The organism is Streptomyces sp. NPDC030143, from assembly GCF_055573695.1.
Genome location: NZ_JBVIAY010000001.1, coordinates 401,586 through 423,198, shown reverse-complemented (window position 1 = coordinate 423,198; position 21,613 = coordinate 401,586). Strand labels below are relative to the sequence as shown.

The window sequence follows — 21,613 nt, the reverse complement described above, 5'->3', positions numbered from 1 at the left end:
GGTGTCTATGGTGATCAGGTGAGTGAGCAGACGCGGGAAGCAGGTGGGGCGCCGGCGCGGCGCGTGGTCGTCGCCGGTGCGGGCATGGCCGGGGTGCAGACCGCGGTCGCCCTGCGCGAGCAGGGCTTCGACGGGACGGTGATCCTGATCGGCGCCGAACCCCACCAGCCCTACGACCGGCCCCCGCTGTCCAAGGCCGTCCTCCTCGGCAACGCCGAGGGCTCCGCCTTCGACGTCGACTTCGAGGCCCTCGGCATCGAACTCCACCTGGGCCGCGAGGTGCTCGGCCTGCGCTCCGCCGACCACGAACTGGACACCGAGTCCGGGCCCGTCCCCTACGACGTCCTGGTCGTCGCCACCGGCGCCGAACCGATCCGGCTGCCCGGCTCCGAGGGGGTGCCCGGCGTCCACCTGCTGCGCACCCTGGACGACGCCGAACGGCTGCGGCCCGTGCTCGTCCGCCAGCACGACATCGTGGTCGTCGGCGCCGGCTGGATCGGCGCCGAGTTCGCCACCGCTGCGCGCGACGCCGGCTGCGCGGTCACCGTCGTCGAGGCCGCTGACCGGCCGCTGGCCGGCGCCCTGCCCGCCGAGGTCGCCGCGCCCATGGCCGCCTGGTACGCCGACAGCGGCGCAGTGCTGCGCACGGGCGCGCGCGTGGCCCGGGTCGAGCCCGGCGCGGTCGTCCTCGACGACGGCACGCTGCTGCCCGCGGGCGCCGTCGTCGTCGGCATCGGCGCCCGCCCCGCCACGGCCTGGTTGGCCGGTTCCGCCGTCGAGCGGGGAGCGCACGGCGAGGTCGTCGCCGACGCCCATCTGCGCACCTCCGTGCCGGACGTGTACGCGGTCGGCGACTGCGCCTCCTTCCCGTCGGCGCGGTACGGCGAGCGGCTCCTCGTCCACCACTGGGACAACGCCCTCCAGGGCCCGCGCACGGTCGCCGCGAACATCCTCGCCGCGGCCACCGGGGAGCCCCCCGCGGTCTACGACCCGGTGCCCTACTTCTGGTCCGAGCAGTTCGGCCGCTTCGTGCAGTACGCCGGCCACCACGCCGGCGCCGACACGACACTGTGGCGGGGCGACCCCTCGGGACCGGCCTGGACGGTCTGCTGGCTGTGGGAGGACCGCCTGGTGGCCCTGCTGGCCGTGGGTCGCCCCCGCGACCTCGCGCAGGGCCGTCGGCTGATCGAGGCGGGCACGCCGATGAACCCGCGCCTGCTCGCCGACCCGGCCCGGCCGCTGAAGGCGGCGACCGCGTGACGGCCCGCGGGGGCGCGCAGGGGTGCCGTCCCGGGCCGGCCCGACTTCCGACTGTCGGTGGCAGATGGCAGGCTTGTTCCCGTGACCGAGATTGACGCAAAGATCGATGCTCTCGTCCCCGCCTGGCTCACCCTGCCCGACATCGCCGAACAGCTCGATGTCGAAGTGACGCGCGTCCGGCAGCTGGTCAAGGAGGGCCAGCTCATCGCCGTACGCCGTGGCGAGAACCGGGCGCTGCACGTCCCCGCCGCCTTCATCGACGGGGACAAGGTCGTCAAGGGCCTGTCCGGGACCCTGACGCTCCTGCGGGACGACGGCTTCTCCGACGAAGAGATGCTCGAGTGGCTCTTCACGCCCGACCCCTCCCTGCCCGGTACGCCGGCCCAGGCCCTGAGCGAGAATCGCGGCACGGAGGTGAAGCGCCGCGCCCAGGCGCTCGCCGTCTGACCCGCACCACCGACACACCGCCAGGTGTGCGGCCGTGGCAGCCCACGGCCGCACACCGCCGCTCCCGGGGGGACCCACGCATGTCCGACACCGTTCGCGCCCGCCTCGCCGACGCGCGTCTCTACCTGTGCACGGACGCCCGCAAGCGGCAGGGCGATCTGCCGGAGTTCCTGGACGCGGTCCTCGCGGGCGGCGTCGACATCGTCCAGCTGCGCGACAAGGGCATGGAGGCCGCCGAGGAGCTGGAGCACCTGGAGGTGTTCGCCGACGCCTGCGCCCGCCACGGCGCACTGCTCGCGGTCAACGACCGGGCCGACGTCGCCCATGCCGCGAGCTCCGCCATCCTGCACCTCGGCCAGGGCGACCTGCCGGTGCCCGCGGCGCGCGCCCTGCTCGGCGACGACGTCCTGATCGGCCGTTCCACGCACTCCGAGGCGGAGGCGGCGGCCGCGGCCGTCCAGGAGGGCGTGGACTACTTCTGCACCGGCCCGTGCTGGCCCACCCCCACCAAGCCCGGCCGGACCGCGCCCGGTCTCGGCCTGGTCCGCTTCGCGGCGTCCCTGGGCACCGACCGCCCCTGGTTCGCCATCGGCGGCATCGACCTGTCCACCCTCGACGAGGTGCTGGAGGCGGGCGCCCGCCGGGCCGTGGTCGTCCGTGCGATCACCGAGGCCGACGACCCCGGGGCCGCGGCGGCGGAGCTCGCCGCGCGGCTGGGCCGGGCCGACGCGGACTTCTCCTAGAGGTTTGTCCAAGGGGTGGACAGTAAACCGGCAAATCGGGCAAATATCCGAGATCCGGTTGGGTGGCCGCCGCCCCCTGGCTAACCTGCGGGTATGGCCCTCGGAACCGCATCCACCAGGACCGACCGCGCCCGCACGGTGCGTGACATCCTGGCCACCGGCAAGACGACCTGCTCGTTCGAGTTCTACGCGCCGAAGACGCCCCAGGGCGAGCGGAGTCTGTGGAACGCCCTGCGCAGGGTCGAGGCCGTGGCCCCCGACTTCGTCTCGGTGACCTACGGTGCCGGCGGCTCCACCCGGGCGACCACGGTCAAGGAGACGCAGCAGATCGTCGTCGACACCACCCTCACCCCGGTCGCGCACCTCACGGCCGTCGACCACTCGATCGCCGAGCTGCGCAACATCATCGGCCAGTACGCCGACGCCGGGATCCGCAACATGCTCGCCGTGCGCGGCGACCCGCCCGGCGACCCCATGGGTGAGTGGGTGGCGCATCCGCAGGGCCTGACCTACGCCGCCGAGCTCGTCCGGCTCATCAAGGAGTCGGGCGACTTCTGTGTCGGTGTCGCCGCCTTCCCCGAGATGCACCCGCGCTCCGGCGACTGGGACACGGACGTCACGCACTTCGTCGACAAGTGCCGGGCCGGCGCCGACTACGCCATCACACAGATGTTCTTCCAGCCCGAGTCCTACCTGCGGCTGCGTGACCGCGTGGTCGCCGCGGGCTGCGCGACCCCGGTCATTCCCGAGGTCCTGCCGGTGACGAGTGTGAAGATGCTGGAGCGGTTGCCCAAGCTCAGCAACGCCCACTTCCCGCCCGAGCTGAAAGAGCGGATCCTCACAGCCAAAGACGATCCGGCCGCTGTACGCTCCATTGGCATCGACTTCGCCACGGAGTTCTGCGCTCGGCTTCTCGCCGAGGGAGTGCCCGGACTGCACTTCATCACGCTCAACAGCTCCACGGCGACGCTGGAAATCTACGAGAACCTGGGCCTGCACCACCCGCCGCAGGCCTAGACCGGTCGCACGGGCATACGACACACTGCGGTGCGGCCACTGGGAGAGGGGCGTACATGGGCTGGACGGTCCTCTACATCGCGTTCGGCATCGTCGCGCTGTGGCTGCTCGGTGAGGTGCTGCTTCAGTACAAGGCACGCCTGCGCTGGCGGCTGCTGGCCTTCGGCGGTTTCCTCGGCGTCGTCCTCGGTGTCCTGATCCCGTCGGTCATCGTCATCGCGCTGGGTGCGGCCGCCTTCGCGGTCGGCCAGACCTACGTCACGCTGTCCTTCCGCCGCGGCTTCGCGGCGGGCTGGGCCGTCAGCCGCCCCGGCGCCGACGGCCTGGGGCGCCGCCGCGGCAAGGCCGAGCGCCAGGACCCCACCCTCGAGGTCTCCGGCCTGGAGGCGTCCGACACCGGCTACGGCGACCGCGCCGACGCGTACGGAGACGACACCGACACGCCCTTCGCCGACGACGGCCTCGCGTACGACCGCGACAAGCAGACCGCCGGCTACGACGACGACTACGACCGCGACGACGTCTTCACACCCGCACCGCGCACCGGCACCCCCGCCGCGGCCGGGACCACGGCCGTCTACGAGCCGCAGCCCCTGCCCGACGACACCGGCTCCTACGGCATATACGGCGACTCCGCGTACGCCTCCGCCGGCCAGCCCCAGGACCAGTACGCCACCGCCGCCCAGGGCGCGGACCAGGGCTACGGGTACGACGGCTACTCCGCCTACAACCAGCAGCAGTACGGCTACGACGCCTCCGGCGAGCAGCAGTACGCCGCCTACTCCGACCCGTACATCGGCACCCAGACCTACGGCGGCGGCTCCTACGACGCCTCCGGCTACGGGGAGCAGTACGGCCAGCAGGGCTACGCGCAGGACCAGTACGGCACCGGCGGTTACGGCGAGACCCCGGCCGGCGGCGTCTGGGTCCCGCAGCAGCGCACCACCGACGACCCCTCGGGCGGCGAACTCCCGCCCGAGCAGTCGTACCCCTACCAGGACGGGCAGCAGGGGCAGGGCGTCGACGAGCACTACCGCTTCTGACGGACCGTGAGAGCCCGGGGCCGCGCGGACCGGGGCCTCGCCGGAGCTCACCGCGGCCTCGTGTCTCGCCGGGCTCACTGAGGTGCGGTGCCTCACCGAGGCCTGGTGGCCCTCCGGGCTTCGTGAGGCCCGTGGCCACCGCCGGGCGCACCGGGGCCGGGCCGCCGTCCGGGCTCACCTGAAGCCGAGGGGCCTGAACTCACCGGGATTCGGAGCACCGGCGCGACGCGCCGGGCGTCGCAGAGCTGCCTGAACTCGCCGGCCGGAGCACCGGCGCGGCGCGCCGGGCGTCCGAGAGCACTCGACTCATTCGGAGCCGGAGCGCCGGCCGAACCCATCTGGAGCCGGTGCGCCGTCCCGGATCACCGGGAGCCGCGGAACTCCGGTCCCTCCACGATCAGTCCGGACACCAGCGCGCCCGACATGCCCGCGTGCGGCAGACCGCCTCCCGGGTGCGCCCAGCCGCCCACGGTGAACAGGCTGGGCAGAGCAGCGGAGTTCGCCGGATGCAGCCACCGCCCCCCGGCCGCGGCCAGCGCCGGCGGCGGCACCGCACCACCCCGCGCGCCGGTCTCCCGCGCGATGTCGGCGGGAGTGCGCACCTCGCGCCACAACAGACGGTCCCGCAGACCGGGCAGGGCACGCTCGGCGACGGACACCACCGCCTCCACCTGCTCGGCCGACGGCTGGACCCCGGCCGGGACCACCGCCGAGAGGGTGACCGCCTCATGGCCGCCGTCCGGGACCAGCAGGGGGTCGTCGGGCCGCAGCACGGTGACCGTCGGCCGCGCCGCCCGGCCGGGCGGCGCGCCGAACACGCCCTCCAGCTCGGCCTCGCGGTCCTCGGCGTGCACGACCGTGCGGTGCGCGGTCCCCTCCGGCCGGCCGCCGCGCAGCGCGAGCAGCACCGTCAGCCGGCTCGTCAGGCCCTTCTGCGGCGGCACCTCGCCCGCGCCGCGCGCCGGAACGCCCGTGCCCGCGCCGCTCAGCGTGCCGGGCGCGACCACGACGTCCGCCTCGGCCACGGTGCCGTCGGCGAACTCCACGCCCGCCGCCCGGCCGTCCTTCTCCAGGACCCGCACCGCCTCGGCACCGAAGACGAACTCCACCCGGCGCGCCACACACCGCTCGTACACCGCCCGGGCCAGCTCCCGCATCCCCCCGCGCACCGACCACACGCCGAAGGCGTGCTCCATGTACGGCAACACGGCCGCGCTCGCCGGAACGGCCCGGGGATCCAGGCCGTACGCGAGCGCGTGGCTCTCCAGCAGCGCGGCCAGCCGGGGGTCACGCAGCTCCCAGGCACCGACCTCGGCGAGCGTGCCGGCCCGGCGGGTGCGCAGCAGGCGCTTGTGCGGCACCGACGGGTACGGCTCGCGCTCGGCCAGCACCGGCCAGTTCGGCCACAGGGGTTCCTCGAGCAGCGGCCGGCGCGTGCGGTCCCAGGCCTCCCGGGCGCGGACCAGGAAGTCGCCCCAGCGCCCTCCGGCGCCCGCCCCGAGCGCTTCGTCCAGGGCCGCGACGACCCCCGCGCGCGAGGCGTTCGGCAGGCAGACCTCGCTGCCGTCCGCGAACACGTGCCGTGACGACGGGTCGACCTGGAGCAGCTCGACGCACTCCTCCAGCGGCTCCCTGCCCGTCTTGACGAACAGGTCGCGCCAGACGGCGGGCAGCGGCAGCAGACCGGGACCCGTGTCGAAGGAGAACCCGTCCCGCTCGAAGCGGCGCACCGCACCGCCGTACGTCTCCGTCCGCTCGTACACCACCACCCGGTGGCCCGCGACGGCCAGCCGGGCGGCGGCCGCCAGCGCGCCCGCCCCGGCGCCGATCACCGCAATCCGTGCCATGCCCGCGACTTTATCGGCCGCCACCGACAGTGACGCCGCCAGCCCGACGGCGGCCCGACCGGACGGTCCCCGGGGTCCAGCCCGGACGTCTGAGTACGGGTACCTAGGCGGCAGGATGAGTAGCCGCGCGGATGGGGAGACACCCGCCGGGACGGAAGAGTGGAGGCACGGGACGGGGCGCGGCACCGGCACCGCCGACACGGGGCGGCGGAACGGCGCCGGCCCTCGACCGCTCCTTCCGCCGGCCCGGTCGGCGGAAGCGAGGCACGGGGGGACCCGGGGAACGACCGGTCGGGCGACCGACGGGGGAACGGGGGAACGGGGGAGCACGAGGAGGCGCCGGTCCGGCGTGGCCCGCGGGGGACGCGGCCCCACCGGGCCGGCGCTTTCGCGGGCATCCTCGGCGCCGCCACGGCCCTTCGGGGACGCGCCGAAAGTCAGCGGCGCCCGCTCACCCGCCCCTGCAGCAGCCGCGACAGCGCCGCGTGGACGTCGTCCAGGGACCGTTCCGGCTGGAAGGCCTGCCAGTCCAGGGCGGCCACCAGCACCATGCCGACCAGCGCGGCGGCGGTCAGCGGCACGTCGATCTCGTCGCTGAACTCGCCCGCCTCGATGCCCTCCCGCAGCACGCCCTCGACGACCGCCACCGCCTCGCGCCGCACCACCGTGAGCGTGGACTGCCACGCCCGGTTGGTACGCCACAGCTCGGCCACGTAGAGCTGGGTGAAGGCCGGGTAGCGGTCGATGAAGACGAGGCCCGCGCGGATCATCGCGTCCAGGGCGTCGACCTTGCCGCCGCCCTTCCGCTCCGTGCGCTCGGCCGCCTCCCGCAAGGAGGCGGTGAGCAGACCCACGCCGTGCCGCAGCAGCTCCTCGAAGAGGACCGACTTGCTGGCGAAGTTGTAGTAGACCGTGCCCTTCGCGACGCCGGCCCGCTCGGCGATCTCGTCCACCGTGGTGGCGGAGAAGCCCTGTTCGGCGATGAGCGTGACGGCCGCCTCGTAGAGCTTCTGCCGGGTGGCCTCGCGGCGAGTGCCGGCGCCCGGCGTGGTGGTGCTGTCCATGCCCCCGATTGTCACAGGGACCGGGCCGGGCAAGGCCCACTCCCTCCCCTCCCGGCCCGCGCACGGATGCCGGCGGGCGTCCACCTGACCGAACCTTCGATCGAAGCGAAACCCCTGGTCAGAACGGATTGTCAGTGCCATACCTCACGATGGGCACATACGGCACCCCGATGAGGGTGTGCCGTCACCCAGACGACAGGAGGTTCGTCATGGCCAGCTACCACGCAGCAGCCGCCCGCCGGCGCCGCGCCACCGGCCCTGCCCCCTCACTGACCGGCCCGGCGAGCGACGTGCACCCCGTGCTGCGCCACACCACCGCCCCGCCCGCCGCCCTCGACCTGCTCGCCCAGGCCCGCGCCGGACTGGACGAGGCGACCGTCCTCGAAACCCCCAACGAGCGCTACGCCACCGCCCACCTCGCCGCGCTGCGCACCGCCGCCGCCGTGCTCGCCGCACGCGGCCGCCCCGAGACCCGTCCCCGACGCCGGGCGCGCATCCGGAGCGCCTGGGAAGTGCTCCCCGAGATCGCCCCCGAGCTCACCGAGTGGAGCGCGCTCTTCGCCTCCGGCGCCCGGCGCCGGGCCCGGGCCGAGGCCGGCATCCAGGGCGCGGCCAGCCGCCGGGACGCGGACGACCTGATCCGCGACGTGGCGATGTTCCTGCGCCTCGTGGAGCGCATGCTGGTCCTCCAGCCGGTCCTGCCGCAACCCCGTCGGGACGGCGACGGACCGGACGGCTCGGAACCCGGACGGGACATGCCGGACGCGGGGTGAGGCTCGCGCGGCGGCCGCCCGACCGTCGCGCGACCCGTCCCCCTGCGGTGACCTGCCGTCGGGCCGGAGGCAATAGGGTGGAGAGCGCCTGAAGCGTTCCCTCCCGTGCCCTCCCGAGGAGTCAACTGCCGTGTCGGACCCGATGCGCCCCCGCGCCGCTCTCCGTACCGCCGTGGTCTGGGAGGTCCTCCAGGACGCCCTCGACCGGCGGGTCAAGGCCACGGGGCGTGAGTCGCTGGACGTCCTCGACACCGGGGGCGGCAGCGGCAACTTCGCGGTGCCCGTCGCCCGCCTCGGGCACCGGGTCACCGTCGTCGACCCCAGCCCCAACGCGCTGTTCGCCCTGGAGCGCCGCGCCGCCGAGGCCGACGTCGCCGACCGGGTCCGGGGCGTCCAGGGCGACGCCCACGGCCTCTTCGACGTCGTCGAGCGCGGCGGCTACGACGCCGTCCTGTGCCACGGCGTGCTGGAGTACGTCGACGACCCCGCCGAAGGCGTCCGCAACGCGGTGGCGGCCCTGCGCTTCGAGGGCGTCCTCAGCCTGCTCGCCGCCGGGCTCGGCGGAGCCGTCGTCGCCCGCGCCCTCGCCGGGCACTTCAAGGAGGCCCGCCAGGCCCTCTCCGACCCGGACGGCCGCTGGGGCACCGGCGACCCCGTACCGCGCCGCTTCACCGCCGAGCAGCTGACCGGGCTCGTCGAGGGCGCGGGGCTGCGCGTCGGTGCCGTGCACGGGGTGCGGGTCTTCGCCGACCTCGTCCCCGGCGTCCTCGTGGACACCGAGCCGGGCGCCCTGGAGGCCCTGCTCAAGCTGGAGGAGGCCGCGGCCGAACTCCCCGCCTTCCACTCCGTGGCCACCCAGCTCCACGTGCTCGGTGAGACCGGGGGGACCGAGGGGGCCTGAGTCCGCTCCCGGGGTGCGCCGCTGATCAGGGACTTGGCTGCGGATGGAGTACGCCACAGGCCCCCCGTTCGGGCGCTGTGCGCCGTATGATCGAGGGAGACCGCCCGGCATGACGGGTCGGCCGCTGGGGAATGGAAGTTTCAGCGGGCCGGGATGTCCATGACGGGCTCCGGTTGGCCAATTGGCGTAGAGGGGCGGGTTTCACGGGGGCGATTCCCTGCCTATCCTGAAGGGACCCCCCGGGTCGCCCCGGCGACTGCACGATGAGGAGGACTCCGTGCCGCTCTCGGAGCACGAGCAGCGCATGCTCGAGCAGATGGAGCGAGCGCTGTACGCCGAAGATCCCAAGTTCGCGTCGGCGCTTGAGGGAAGCGGGCTGCGTACGTACACCCGGCGGCGGGTCTACCAGGCAGTCGCGGGCTTCCTCGCGGGTATCGCGCTCCTCATGGCCGGTATGGTCGCCAAGCAGGTCTGGCTCAGTGTGGTGGGTTTCCTCGTCATGCTGGGGTGTGCGGTGCTCGCGGTGACCGGCTGGCGAAAGGCCCCCAAGCCCGGTGAACAGCCGGCGGGCGCCCCGCACGCGCGCGGTCAGGGACGGCCGAAGCGCTCCGTGATGGACCGTATCGAGCAGCGCTGGCAGCGCCGCCGTGACGAGCAGGGCGGCCACGACCGCTGAGGCTCCCCGCAGCGCCGCGCCACCGATGACATCGGTGAGGGGGTGACCACCCGCCCGGGTGGTCACCCCCTCACGCATGCCCGGGGCCCCCGGCGCCGCACGGGTCCCCGCCCCCTTCCCCGCCCGCGGCACGGCCGTCTCGCAGCCACGGCCCCCTGCGGGTGGTGGCGGTGCCCCGGCAGGCCCCGTGCACAGGGGTGGGGGGGGGGGGGGGGGGGGGGGGGGGGGGGGGGGGGGGGGGGGGGTGTGGTGTCTCGGGATACAGGGTCGGTGGGCTAGCACTGCCTCCCCCCCACCCCCCCCCCCCCCCCCCCCTCCCCCCCCCCCCCCCCCCCCCCCCCCCCCCCCCCCCCCCCACCCCTGTGGCGTCATCCGACCGCATGCAGCCGCCGCGTTCCGTCGCCCGCCTCAGCCGCCCGCCCGTCACCCGCCCGTCTGTCCGGAAGGACGGCGCACCAGGGCCACCCAGGACGCCAGACGGGCCGCTGCGGCCGCCCGGAGGGTCGCCCAGCGGTCGGCGAGGTCCCAGACGGCCCGAACGGCCGAACGCGGCGCGACGACCGCACGCAGCCGAGTGCCCCGGCTGACCCGGCCCCGCAGAGCCGCGCGCACCGTGCGCACCTCCTCGGCCAGCCCGGCCCGTGCCCGCGGCTGCGGCGCGTACAGCACCTGCTCCACGGCACCCGCCACCCGGTGCACCGACGAGGCCACCGACGCGTCCAGCTCACCGAGCCGGACGATGCGCTCGGCAGCCCGTCGGGGCGTGAGCGCCTCGTCCGGGGCGATGCCGTAGTCCCAGGCCGTGTCGGTGAGCTCGCGCCACACCGCCAGGACGTGGGAGACGGCGGCCTCGGTGATCTCCTGCGGCGGCACGTCCAAGAGCACCGCCGACGTCGGGCCGGAGGTCCGCGGGCCGTCGGAATCGCCGAGCCGGCCGCGCTCCGCTCCGTTCGCCGCCGCCCCGGCGTGCTGGGCCGACGCCAGCCGCACCGAGCGGCGTCTCATCCGCCACAGCATCGGCAGCAGCGGCAGCACCAGCGCCGCCGCCCCCAGCAGCGTCCACCCGGCGAGCTGGTACCAGGGGGCGCCCCCGCCGCCCTGCTCCGTGGGGGTCAGTGGCAGCGCGCTGACGCAGCCCTCGACCTTCTTGTCGTCCGCAGAGCAGCTCGTGCTCGTCGAGGGCTCCGCCGACGGCGCCGCGTCCGCCGACCGCGAGCTCTGCGGCAGCTCCGGGACCGTGCTGCCCGACGTGTCCGGCAGCGTGTAGGTGGGCGTCGTCCCCCGGGTGGGGGTCGGCTCGAAGCGGGTCCAGCCGACGCCCTGGAAGTACAGCTCAGGCCAGGCGTGCGCGTCCTTCAGGCTCACCGCGACCGAACCGTCCGCCTGCGGGGAGCCGGGCGCGAAACCGACCGCGACCCGCGCCGGTATGCCCAGCGTGCGGGCCATCGCCGCCATCGCGAACGAGAAGTGGACGCAGAAGCCCTGCTTGTCCCGCAGGAAACGGGCGATCGCGTCCGGGCCGGTGCCGACCTCCACCTGGGTGTCGTACTCGAAGCCGCCCGTCACCGCGAAGTAGTCCTGGAGCGCGACCGCCCTCTCGTAGTCGTTCGTCGCCTCCGCGGTGAGCTCGCGGGCCGTCCGCGACACCACCGCCGGCAGCGAGTCCGGCACCTCGGTGTATTCCTCGCGCAGCGACTCCGGCGCCTTGGCGGCCGAGGCCAGCTGCCGGGCCGTCGGCTGCACCGCGAGACTGGTGACCTCGTACGTCTTGCCGCGCGTGTCCTGGCCGCGGTCGCCGACGAGGGTCATCCCGACCGGCTCGTACCGCCACTTCCCGCTGATCTTCACGCCGCTCGGCGGGTACGGCATCGGCAGCCAGTCCTGGGCGTACCAGTCGGCGGCCTGGACGCGGGTCCTGACCGGCGAGCGCCGGACGTCCGCGCCCAGGCCGACGGGCGTGGGGAACTCGTCCGGCACGGCGACGATCTGGCGCTTGGACGGCTTCCACGTCGTGCCGTCGAAGTCGTCCAGGGAGACGATCCGCAGGTACAGGTCCGAGATGTCGGTGGTGCTGGTGCGCAGGGTCAGGACCGTGCGGTCCTCGTCCACGTTCAGACTGTCGCGCAGCGACACCAGCGGGTTGACCGCGGAGATCGTGCCCCCGCGGCCGTTGCCTGCGCCCACTCCGGTGCCGGCGCCGTCCAGCAGGCCGCCGTCGATTGCGGGCAGCGGCAGCAGCGGCACCACCAGGGCCACGCCGAGGGCGACCGCGCCTATGCGCCGTCCGGTGCGCACCGGGGCGATCGGGCCGGCCGGCGCGCCCGCCTCGCGCGGGGCGCCGCCGAAGACACGGCCCCACTGCGAGAGCCGCTCGCGGCCCTCGGCGAGCAGCAGCATCAGGTATCCGGCGGCGGCGGCCAGGAACCACAGCCAGTCGGCGGCCCCGTCGGAGAGCCCCGCGGCGACCGAGTACAGGGCGAGCAGCGGCAGCCCGGCCGGGGCCGCGTTGCGGAAGGTCACCGCGAGCGTGTCCACCGCCAGGCCGATCAGCAGCACGCCGCCGATCACCATCAGCCGGATGCCGTCGGACAGCGGCGCCGGTATCGCGTACCGCTCCACGTCGTTCACGCCCGACTGGAGCAGGTCGGCGAAGTGCTGGAAGGCCTGCGGGCCCGGTATCAGCCCCACGAGGGACTGCTCACGGGCGAAGACCAGGGTCAGCAGCATCAGCGTGACCAGCGCCTGGGCCAGCACGGTCAGCGGCCGGGCCAGCGGCACCCGCCGGGCCGCCGCGCCCGCCCCCGACTGGATCGCCAGCAGGAACGCCGCCTGCAGGATCCAGGTGGCCGGGTCGACCAGCGGCAGCAGGGCGCAGGACGCCAGCAGCGTGGCCACCGCCGAGCACAGCGTCAGTCTGGCCCGCCCGCTCACGCCCCCACCTCCCCGCCGCTCGCCCCGCCCGCCGTCACGACGCCGCCGCGATTGCGGTCGGCCTGACGCCACAGCTCGTTCAGCGAAGCGCCCCGCGGCACGCTCAGGGCCGTCCAGCCCGCCTCGCGCAGCATCCGCAGCCGCTCCTCCTGCCTGTTCATCGGTCCGGGCACCTCGTTCGGTTCACGGCCCCAGCTGTCGGCGTCCAGCAGGAAGGCGACCGCGCCCCCGCTGCGCTGGCGCATCTTCGCGGCCACGGTGGCCTGCTCCTCGTCGAGGTCGCCGAGGAAGGCCACCAGCAGTCCCTCGTTGCCCCCGCGCAGCACGTCGTAGGCGCGGGACAGGCCGGTGCCGTCGGAGTGGTCGATCACCGCGAGGGTGTCCATCATCAGCCCGGCCGCGTCCGCCGACTCCTGGCTGGCCCCGGCGAACCCGTCGGCGCCCTCCCCGGGCACGGAGGTGCCCGTGTCGGTCAGCAGGCGCACGGAGAAGCCGCGCTCCAGCATGTGCACCAGTGCCGAGGCGGTCGCCGAGACCGCCCACTCGAAGGCCGAGTCGGGGCCCGAGCCGCGGTAGGCCGGGCCGCGCGTGTCCAGCAGCACCGTGCAGCGGGAGCGCTGGGGCTGTTCCTCACGGCGCACCATCAGCTCGCCGTGGCGGGCCGTGGACCGCCAGTGCACCCGGCGCAGGTCGTCGCCGTAGCGGTACCCGCGGGGGATCACGTCGTCCTCGCCGGCCAGCGCCAGCGAGCGCTGCCGTCCCTCGCCGTACCCCTTGGCCTCGCCGGTCAGCCGGACCGGCGGCAGCGCCTCCACCCGCGGGATGACCGTGAGCGTGTCGTAGGTGGAGAAGGAGCGGGTCAGCTCGCACATGCCGAACGGGTCGTTCAGCCGCAGCTGGAGCGGGCCCAGCGGGTAGCGGCCGCGCAGGTCCGAGCGGACCCGGTAGGAGACCTCGCGGCGCCCGCCCGCCTCCACCCGGTCCAGGACGAAGCGGGGGCGCGGGCCGAGCACGTAGGGCACCCGGTCCTGGAGCATCAGCAGGCCCGTGGGCAGCCGGGAGACGTTGTCCATCCGCAGGTGGACACGGGCCTCGCCGGCGGCCGGCACACGCGCGGGGGAGAGCCGGCGGCTGCCGGCGACCCGGTAGCGGGTGCGGTAGACGACGGCCGCGCAGACCAGCGGCAGCGCGGCCAGCAGCAGTCCGACCCGCAGCAGGTCGGGCTGTCCGAGGACGTACGCGCAGACGGCGGCCGCGACGCCGGCGGCCAGGAACGAGCGGCCGCGGGTGGTCAGACCGGCCAGGGCGGTACGGGCGGCACCCTTCTCGCCGCGCGCCCGGTCGCCGCCGGCCTGCTGGACGCCGCCGGCCTGCCCGGTCTGCCGGCCGCGGCCGGTGTCGCCACCGCCGGTCCCGGTCTGCCCGGTCCCACCGACGGCCATCACAGCCTCCGCGGCGGCTGCTGACCGTAGGACCGCGTGTCGCCGCCCAGGCCGTAGCCGCGCTGCTGGGGCGCCGACGGGACCGGGGTGCGCTGGAGGATCTCCTCGACGACCTGCTCCGACGTACGGCGGTTGAGCTGGGCCTGCGCGGTGGGCAGCAGACGGTGGGCCAGGACGGCCACGGCGAGGTTCTGCACGTCGTCCGGCAGCGCGTAGTCCCGGCCGCCGAGGGCGGCGGACGCCTTCGCCGCGCGCAGCAGGTGCAGCGTCGCGCGCGGGGAGGCGCCGAGTCTGAGGTCCGGGTGGGTGCGTGTGGCGGTCACCAGGTCGACCGCGTACCGGCGAACCGCCTCGGCGACGTGGACGCCGCGGACGGCGTCGATCAGCTTCACGATCTCGTGCGCGTGCGCCACCGGCTGGAGGTCGTCCAGCGGGTTGACCCCGCCGTGGACGTCGAGCATCTGCAGCTCGGCCTCCGGGCTCGGGTAGCCGATGGAGACGCGGGCCATGAAGCGGTCGCGCTGCGCCTCGGGCAGCGGGTAGGTGCCCTCCATCTCGACCGGGTTCTGCGTGGCCACCACCATGAAGGGGCTGGGCAGCTCGTAGGACTGCCCGTCGATGGTGACCTGGCGCTCCTCCATCGACTCCAGCAGCGCGGACTGGGTCTTGGGCGAGGCGCGGTTGATCTCGTCGCCGATCACGATCTGCGCGAAGATCGCACCCGGCTTGAATTCGAAGTCGCGGCGCTGCTGGTCCCAGATGGACACGCCCGTGATGTCCGAGGGCAACAGGTCCGGCGTGAACTGGATCCGGCGCACCGAGCAGTCGATGGACCGCGCCAGCGCCTTCGCCAGCATCGTCTTGCCGACGCCGGGGACGTCCTCGATCAGAAGATGTCCCTCGGCGAGCAGTACGGTCAGCGAAAGCCGTACGACCTCGGGCTTGCCTTCGATCACTCCTTCCACCGAACTGCGGACACGCTCCACGGTGGCGGTCAGATCTGTAAGGCTCGCTCGCTCGTCATAGGTCGTCACCCGGCCCTCCTCGGCCCGTTCTTTCTCCGGGCCGACGCTTCCTGCGCTGCGGACCGGCCCACCCCGAATCACGGACACCACCCGCGAAAAACTCAGCGGCGTCACCCCCGCATTGTTGCTGCCGTTACCGATTCGTGTCACTCGCCTGTGGACAACTGTCCGCGATATGTCGGTGTTATGGCCTTTTGGGCGTCGGAGGGCCGGAAATCAACAGCGAAACGACAGGGAAGGCGAGAGGTCACGCCGCGTCGATCTCGCGCAGCAGGCCCGTCCTGACGTCGAAGACGAAGCCGCGCACGTCGTCGGTGTGCAGCAGGAACGGCGAGGTGCGCACCCGCTGCATCGACTGGCGCACGTCCTGGTCGACGTCCCGGAAGGCCTCGACCGCCCACGCGGGACGCTGGCCGACCTCCATCTCGAGCTCGTTGCGGAAGTCCTCGGTGAGCGACTCCAGGCCGCAGCCGGTGTGGTGGATCAGGACGACGCTGCGCGTGCCCAGCTTGCGCTGGCTGATGGTGAGGGAGCGGATGACGTCGTCGGTCACCACACCGCCCGCGTTGCGGATCGTGTGGCAGTCGCCGAGCTCGAGGCCGAGCGCGGCGTGCAGGTCGAGGCGGGCGTCCATGCAGGCCACGACCGCGACGTGCAGGACCGGGCGGGCGTCCATGCCAGGGTCGGTGAACGCGGCGGCGTACCGCTCGTTCGCGTCGACCAGGCGGTCGGTCACGGTGCCGCCGTGTATGGCGCCCGCGGACTCGGTGGGTAGGGATGCGGAAGTCGTCATAACCATGACGTTACTGGTCACCGGCGTTCCGGTCTCGTTGTGAGAAGGGAAAAAGAGAGCCATCACGCTGACTTTGTGAGCTAAGCCACAGGGGTGAGGAGGGGTCGACCGGACGGGTGGTTTGCGCCGGCGGACCGCTTCGCGCGGGGGCCCGGCCGCGACGCGCAGGCCGGTTGATTGACCGCGAGACAGGGTGGACTAAAGTGACGCGAAGCGGGAGGCGAGGCTCTCCCTGCTGGACTGAATTCCCGTGAGATCCCGGCACGGCTGCCGGAGATCTCCCCCGCGTGCGCGGCGCGTACGCACGGCTCGGCCTCCTCCCGCTCCCGGCCGGCCGACGCTTCCGGCGCCGGCGGGCCTCCCCTTCACGAGCGGGCGGGGACCCGGCGGTGCGTACGGGCCCCGCCGGATCTGAGAGGGCCCCTTGAGCCAGAGTCGACACGTCCCGGTGATGCTCCAGCGGTGCCTGGACCTGTTGGCCCCCGCCCTGCGGGCCCCCGGGGCGGTCGTCGTCGACTGCACGCTCGGGCTCGGCGGGCACAGCGAGGCCCTGCTGACGCGGTTCCCCGAGGCCCGGCTCGTCGCCCTGGACCGCGACAAGGAGGCGCTGCGCCTGTCCGGGGAGCGCCTGGCCCCCTTCGGCGGGCGCGCCACCCTCGTGCACGCCGTCTACGACGAGCTGCCCGCCGTCCTCGAACGGCTCGGCATCGCGCGCGTGCAGGGCGTCCTGTTCGACCTCGGTGTCTCCTCCATGCAGCTCGACGAGGCCGACCGTGGCTTCGCCTACGCCCAGGACGCCCCGCTCGACATGCGCATGGACCAGACGACCGGCATCAGCGCCGCCGAGGTCCTCAACACCTACCCGGCGGGCGAACTGGTGCGCATCCTGCGTGCCTACGGCGAGGAGAAGCAGGCCAAGCGGATCGTCTCGGCGATCGTGCGGGAACGCGACAAGGAGCCGTTCACCAACAGCGCGCGACTCGTCGAGCTGATCCGGGACGCCCTTCCGCAGGCCGCCAAGCGCACCGGCGGCAACCCGTCCAAGCGGACCTTCCAGGCCCTGCGCATCGAGGTCAACGGTGAGCTCGCCGTCCTGGAACGGGCGATCCCGGCCGCGGTGAAGTCCCTCGAGGTCGGCGGGCGGATCGCCGTGCTGTCGTACCACTCCCTGGAGGACCGGCTGGTCAAGCAGGTGTTCGCGGCCGGCGCCGCCACCACCGCGCCCGCCGGGCTTCCGGTCGTCCCCGAGCGTTACCAGCCCCGGCTCAAGCTGCTCACGCGTGGTGCCGAACTTCCCACCGAGGAAGAGGTCGCCGAGAACCGGCGGGCCGCCCCGGCACGGTTGCGCGGGGCCGAGCGCATCAGGGAGGACGTCGAGTGACGGGCGTGCGGCGGGCGAGCCGGGGAACACCCCGGCGAGGTGGGTCCACACCTGAGAGCCGGGGAACACCCCGGCGGGGCGGGTCCACACCGGCGAGCCGGGGGAGGGCCAGTGAGTAGGAAACCCCAACTGCGGGGAAGGGCCGCCCGGCTCGCGCGTCTCTTCCCGGCGGGCCCGCGCCAGGCGGCCCGCACACCCTTCGTCCTCCTCGTCGTCCTCCTCCTCGGCGGCGGCCTGATCGGGCTGCTCGTGCTGAACTCCGCGCTCAGCGAAGGCTCGTTCAAGATGGACGACCTCCAGCGCGACACCAAGAACCTCACCGACGAGGAGCAGGCGCTCCAACGGGACATCGACTCCTACTCTGCCCCGGACGCCCTCCAGCGCCGGGCCCGCGAGCTCGGCATGGTCCCCGGCGGCGACCCGGCCTTCCTCGGCCCCGACGGCACCGTCAAGGGCGTTCCGTCGGCCGCCCCCCAGCCCTCCCCGGCCGACGTCCCCGCCGCCGACGTACCCCCCGAGGCCATCGCCACCACCCCGCCCACAGCCACCCCCACGACCCCCGGCAGGTGACGGAATGTCCGACAGGCAACCGCCCCGCCGACGTGTGCCCGGTCCCGCCCGGCCCGCGCGGCCCGGGGCGCAGCGGCGGCCGGGGCCCGGCGCGCGGCCGGCGCGGCGTCCGGTGGCGCGGGCCGCGGCGCCGCGGGTCATCCGGCTCGGCAGTCCCCGGCCCCGGCTGCGCATGGTCGGGCTCGCGCTCGCCCTCGTGCTGAGCGCCTTCGTCGTCCGCCTGCTCCAGGTGCAGGCGGTCGACGCGAGCACGTACGCCGCCAAGGCGGAGCAGAACCGGTACGTCGGACAGGTGCTGGCGGCCGAACGCGGGGAGATCACCGACCGGGCCGGCATCGCCCTCGCGACCAGCGAGGACGCCTACGACATCACGGCCGACCCGACGATGTTCGCCCGCGGGCAGCTGAAGATCGACGACGGTCCGGAACAGGCGGCCGCCCTCCTCGCGCCGATCCTCGGCCAGGAGCAGTCCGTGCTGGTCGGCAAGTTGCGGCCGAAGGACAGGAACGCGCGCTACGCCAAACTGGCCAGCCGCCAGACCCCGCAGGTCTGGAAGCAGATCAAGGACCTGAAGACCGCGCTCACCACCAAGGCCGGGTCCGACCCCTCGACGGTCAACGTCCTCGCGGGCGTCTTCTCCGTCCCCAGCAGCAAGCGCGTCTACCCCAACGGCGACCTCGCCGCCGGGATACTGGGCTGGGTGAACGCCGACGGCAAGGGCGGCGGCGGTGTGGAACAGCAGCTGAACGCCCTCCTGGCCGGCAAGGACGGCAAGATCCGCTACGCCCAGTCCGGCGGCCGTCAGGTGCCCACCGCGGGCAGCAACGAGACCCCGGCCATGCCCGGCTCCGACGTCGAGCTGACGATCGACCGCGACATCCAGTGGGCCGCGCAGAACGCCATCACCGAGCAGGTGGAGAAGTCCCGGGCCGACCGCGGGTACGTCGTCGTCCAGGACACCCGCACCGGCGAGATCCTCGCCATGGCCAACTCACCCGGCTTCGACCCCAACGACCTGTCGAAGGCCGACGGCGCGGCCATGGGCAACGCGGCCCTCCAGGACGCCTACGAGCCCGGCTCCACCGCCAAGGTCATGTCCATGGCCGCCGTCCTGGAGGAGAACGCCGCCACGCCCCTGACGCACGTCACCGTGCCCAACCGGCTGCACCGCGGCGACCGGCTCTTCCAGGACGACATCGACCACCCCACCTGGTACCTCACGCTCAACGGCGTGCTCGCCAAGTCCAGCAACATCGGCACGATCCTGGCCACCGGCCAGCTCGGCAGGACCCAGCCCGAGGCGAACCAGGTCCTCTATTCCTACCTGCGCAAGTTCGGCATCGGCAGCTTCACCGGGCTCGGCTTCCCCGGCGAGACGAAGGGCATCCTCGCCCCGCCCGACAAATGGTCGACCTCGCAGCAGTACACGATTCCTTTCGGCCAGGGCGTGTCCGTCAACGCGGTCCAGGCCGCCTCCGTCTACTCGACCATCGCCAACGGCGGCGTCCGCGTCGAACCGACCCTGGTGCGCGGCACCAAGGGACCCGACGGACGCTTCACCCCGGCCGAGGCACCCCCCAAGACCCGCGTGGTCAGCCAGAAAACCGCCAGGACCCTCGCCCACATGCTGGAGTCGGTCGTCGACGACGAGGAGGGCACGGGCACCAAGGCACGCATCCCCGGCTACCGCGTGGCCGGCAAGACCGGCACCGCCAACCGTGTGGATCCGGCCACCGGCAAGTACAACGGCTACACGTCGTCCTTCGCCGGGTTCGCGCCCGCCGACAGTCCCCGCGTGACCGTCTACTGCGCCATCCAGAACGCCACCGAGGGCAGCTACTTCGGCGGCCAGATCTGCGGCCCGGTCTTCAAGCAGGTCATGGAGTTCGCCCTGAAAAGCCTTCAGGTCCCGCCCACCGGGGCGCCCGCAGCGAACCTCCCGGTCTCGTTCAGCCCCTGAGCCCCCCGCCCGCCACCGCCCCGCCCCGCCCGTGTTCAGCGTCGAACCAGCCAGGAACCAGCCCGTGACCATGACCAGCCCCGAACCCGGGAACCACGACCCCACCGGGCCGCCGGCCCCGCCCTCGCTTCGCCCCCGGGCGGGTACGCCCGGTACGCTCACCGCCGTGCCACACGCCGATCAGTCCCAAACCACCCAGAAGGGCGCTTCCGTGACCTACCCGGGGCCGCCGCGACCGGTTCGGATCTCCGCCACACCCCTTGCGGAGCTCGCCGATCAGCTGGGTGCCACCACGCCGGAAGCCGCGGAGGCCGTCGAGGTCACGGGCATCACCCACGACTCGCGCGCCGTCCGCCCCGGAGACCTGTACGCCGCCCTCCCGGGCGCCCGTCTGCACGGAGCCGACTTCGTCACCCAGGCCGCCGGCCTCGGTGCGGCCGCCGTCCTGACCGACCCGGCCGGCGCCGACCGCGCCGCTGTGGCCGGCCTGCCGGTCCTGGTCGTCGACGAACCGCGCCGCCGGATGGGCGAACTGGCGGCCACGATCTACGGCCACCCCGGCCGCGACCTGCTCCGGATCGGCATCACCGGCACCTCCGGCAAGACCACCACCGCGTACCTGGTCGAGGGCGGTCTGAAGGCGGTCCGCGCCACGGGACTCATCGGCACCGTCGAGATGCGCATCGGCGACGAGCGCATCAAGTCCGAGCGCACCACGCCCGAGGCCACCGACCTCCAGGCCCTGTTCGCCGTCATGCGCGAACGCGGCGTCGAGGCCGTCGCGATGGAGGTCTCCAGCCACGCCCTGGTCCTCGGCCGGGTCGACGGCTGCGTGTTCGACATCGCCGTCTTCAGCAACCTCAGCCCGGAACACATGGAGTTCCACTCCGACATGGAGGACTACTTCCGGGCCAAGGCGCAGCTGTTCACGCCCGAGCGCAGCCGACTCGGCGTGGTCAACCTCGACGACGAGTACGGCCGCCGGCTGGTCCGGGAGGCCGGGGTCCCGGTCGTCACCTACTCCGCCGAGGGCCACCCCGACGCCGACTGGCGGGCCGTGGACGTCCAGCTCGGCCCGTTGGACTCGACGTTCACCGTCGTCGGCCCGCAGGGTGGGCGGATCGCCGCCAGGGCGCCGCTGCCCGGCCCGTTCAACGTGGCCAACACCCTCGCCGCCATCGTCGCCCTCGCCGCCGCCGGCCTCGACGCGCAGACCGCCGCCGACGGCGTCGCCGCGGTACCGGGTGTGCCGGGCCGGCTGGAGCGCGTGGACGCCGGTCAGCCCTACCTCGCGGTCGTCGACTACGCCCACAAGACGGACGCCGTCGAATCGGTCCTCAAGGCGCTGCGCAAGGTCACCAAGGGCCGGCTGCACGTCGTCCTCGGCTGCGGCGGCGACCGCGACGTCACCAAGCGCGCCCCGATGGGCGCCGCCGTGGCCCGGCTCGCCGACACCGCCGTACTGACCTCCGACAACCCCCGCTCCGAGGACCCCCTCGCGATCCTCGCGACGATGCTCCAGGGCGCGGCGTCGGTGCCGGCCCACGAGCGCGGCGAGGTCCAGCTCTTCGAGGACCGGGCCGCCGCGATCGCCGCCGCCGTCGCCCGCGCGCACGCCGGGGACACCGTGCTGGTCGCGGGCAAGGGCCACGAGCAGGGCCAGGACATCGCCGGGGTCGTCCGTCCCTTCGACGACCGCCAGGTGCTTCGCGAAGCTATCCAGAAGACCCAGGGATGAAC

At 73.9% G+C, this 21,613-nt stretch carries 18 protein-coding genes; 12 read left to right on the top strand and 6 right to left on the bottom strand.

Features of this window, described 5'->3' with window-relative positions; all coding sequences use genetic code 11:
* The first annotated feature begins 18 nt into the window (after positions 1 to 18).
* The 5 genes from ACZ4YY_RS01855 (at position 19) to ACZ4YY_RS01835 (ending at position 4,510) form a co-directional block, all read left to right on the top strand.
* Positions 19 to 1,260: an NAD(P)/FAD-dependent oxidoreductase gene (locus ACZ4YY_RS01855; protein WP_468282461.1), complete on the top strand. Its 1,242-nt coding sequence runs from the start codon at positions 19 to 21 to the stop codon at positions 1,258 to 1,260.
* 81 nt (positions 1,261 to 1,341) lie between these two features.
* The gene (locus ACZ4YY_RS01850) at positions 1,342 to 1,707 is read left to right on the top strand and encodes an Rv2175c family DNA-binding protein (RefSeq protein ID WP_468282458.1); all 366 of its coding nucleotides are present in this window, start codon (positions 1,342 to 1,344) and stop codon (positions 1,705 to 1,707) included.
* A gap of 80 nt (positions 1,708 to 1,787) precedes the next feature.
* Positions 1,788 to 2,450 carry a thiamine phosphate synthase gene (gene thiE, locus ACZ4YY_RS01845; RefSeq protein WP_468282455.1) on the top strand — a complete coding sequence of 221 codons (663 nt, stop codon included), beginning with the start codon at positions 1,788 to 1,790 and terminating at the stop codon, positions 2,448 to 2,450.
* 93 nt (positions 2,451 to 2,543) lie between these two features.
* Complete coding sequence (gene metF, locus ACZ4YY_RS01840) at positions 2,544 to 3,467, top strand: methylenetetrahydrofolate reductase [NAD(P)H] (protein ID WP_468282452.1); 924 nt, start codon at positions 2,544 to 2,546, stop codon at positions 3,465 to 3,467.
* A gap of 56 nt (positions 3,468 to 3,523) precedes the next feature.
* Positions 3,524 to 4,510, top strand: coding sequence for an SCO2102 family sporulation regulator (locus tag ACZ4YY_RS01835; protein ID WP_468282449.1), 987 nt, complete (start codon positions 3,524 to 3,526; stop codon positions 4,508 to 4,510).
* 362 nt (positions 4,511 to 4,872) lie between these two features.
* Here the strand turns inward: ACZ4YY_RS01835 and ACZ4YY_RS01830 are convergent, their stop codons facing one another.
* Together ACZ4YY_RS01830 and ACZ4YY_RS01825 are read right to left on the bottom strand one after the other, a co-directional pair.
* A complete protein-coding gene (locus ACZ4YY_RS01830; protein WP_468282445.1) occupies positions 4,873 to 6,357 on the bottom strand; it encodes a phytoene desaturase family protein in 1,485 nt (494 codons plus the stop codon).
* 437 nt (positions 6,358 to 6,794) lie between these two features.
* Positions 6,795 to 7,421, bottom strand: coding sequence for a TetR/AcrR family transcriptional regulator (locus ACZ4YY_RS01825; protein WP_468282442.1), 627 nt, complete (start codon positions 7,419 to 7,421; stop codon positions 6,795 to 6,797).
* Positions 7,422 to 7,630: 209 nt separating this feature from the next.
* Here ACZ4YY_RS01825 and ACZ4YY_RS01820 point away from each other — a divergent pair, with 209 nt between their 5' ends.
* From ACZ4YY_RS01820 to ACZ4YY_RS01810, 3 genes are all read left to right on the top strand, one after another.
* On the top strand, positions 7,631 to 8,194 hold the full coding sequence (locus ACZ4YY_RS01820; RefSeq protein WP_468282439.1) for an SAV_6107 family HEPN domain-containing protein: 564 nt from the start codon (positions 7,631 to 7,633) through the stop codon (positions 8,192 to 8,194).
* A gap of 130 nt (positions 8,195 to 8,324) precedes the next feature.
* Positions 8,325 to 9,095, top strand: a complete 771-nt coding sequence (locus ACZ4YY_RS01815; RefSeq protein WP_468282436.1) for a methyltransferase — start codon at positions 8,325 to 8,327, stop codon at positions 9,093 to 9,095.
* A 277-nt stretch (positions 9,096 to 9,372) separates the two neighbouring features.
* A complete protein-coding gene (locus tag ACZ4YY_RS01810; protein ID WP_468282433.1) occupies positions 9,373 to 9,771 on the top strand; it encodes a DUF3040 domain-containing protein in 399 nt (132 codons plus the stop codon).
* 423 nt (positions 9,772 to 10,194) lie between these two features.
* On the opposite strand, the gene ACZ4YY_RS01805 is transcribed toward ACZ4YY_RS01810, so the two are convergent.
* From ACZ4YY_RS01805 to ACZ4YY_RS01790, 4 genes are all read right to left on the bottom strand, one after another.
* Positions 10,195 to 12,702, bottom strand: coding sequence for a transglutaminase TgpA family protein (locus ACZ4YY_RS01805; protein WP_468282430.1), 2,508 nt, complete (start codon positions 12,700 to 12,702; stop codon positions 10,195 to 10,197).
* The gene (locus ACZ4YY_RS01800) at positions 12,699 to 14,144 is read right to left on the bottom strand and encodes a DUF58 domain-containing protein (RefSeq protein ID WP_468282427.1); all 1,446 of its coding nucleotides are present in this window, start codon (positions 14,142 to 14,144) and stop codon (positions 12,699 to 12,701) included. The genes ACZ4YY_RS01805 and ACZ4YY_RS01800 overlap by 4 nt, the downstream gene beginning before the upstream one ends.
* Complete coding sequence (locus ACZ4YY_RS01795; RefSeq protein WP_468282424.1) at positions 14,144 to 15,178, bottom strand: AAA family ATPase; 1,035 nt, start codon at positions 15,176 to 15,178, stop codon at positions 14,144 to 14,146. Before ACZ4YY_RS01795 ends, ACZ4YY_RS01800 begins: the two co-directional genes overlap by 1 nt.
* Positions 15,179 to 15,416: 238 nt before the next feature.
* Complete coding sequence (locus ACZ4YY_RS01790; RefSeq protein ID WP_468282421.1) at positions 15,417 to 16,025, bottom strand: beta-class carbonic anhydrase; 609 nt, start codon at positions 16,023 to 16,025, stop codon at positions 15,417 to 15,419.
* 361 nt (positions 16,026 to 16,386) lie between these two features.
* On the opposite strand from ACZ4YY_RS01790, the gene rsmH reads away from it, so the two are divergent.
* The 4 genes from rsmH to ACZ4YY_RS01770 all read left to right on the top strand — a co-directional run bounded on the left by rsmH (position 16,387) and on the right by ACZ4YY_RS01770 (position 21,611).
* The gene (rsmH, locus tag ACZ4YY_RS01785; protein WP_468282418.1) at positions 16,387 to 17,343 is read left to right on the top strand and encodes a 16S rRNA (cytosine(1402)-N(4))-methyltransferase RsmH; all 957 of its coding nucleotides are present in this window, start codon (positions 16,387 to 16,389) and stop codon (positions 17,341 to 17,343) included.
* A 111-nt stretch (positions 17,344 to 17,454) separates the two neighbouring features.
* A complete protein-coding gene (ftsL, locus tag ACZ4YY_RS01780) occupies positions 17,455 to 17,913 on the top strand; it encodes a cell division protein FtsL (RefSeq protein WP_468282415.1) in 459 nt (152 codons plus the stop codon).
* Between the two features lie 4 nt (positions 17,914 to 17,917).
* Positions 17,918 to 19,873 (top strand): peptidoglycan D,D-transpeptidase FtsI family protein, encoded by a 1,956-nt coding sequence (locus ACZ4YY_RS01775; protein ID WP_468282412.1) that lies wholly within the window; start codon positions 17,918 to 17,920, stop codon positions 19,871 to 19,873.
* Positions 19,874 to 20,084: 211 nt separating this feature from the next.
* On the top strand, positions 20,085 to 21,611 hold the full coding sequence (locus ACZ4YY_RS01770) for a UDP-N-acetylmuramoyl-L-alanyl-D-glutamate--2,6-diaminopimelate ligase (RefSeq protein WP_468283209.1): 1,527 nt from the start codon (positions 20,085 to 20,087) through the stop codon (positions 21,609 to 21,611).
* Positions 21,612 to 21,613: the final 2 nt, after the last annotated feature.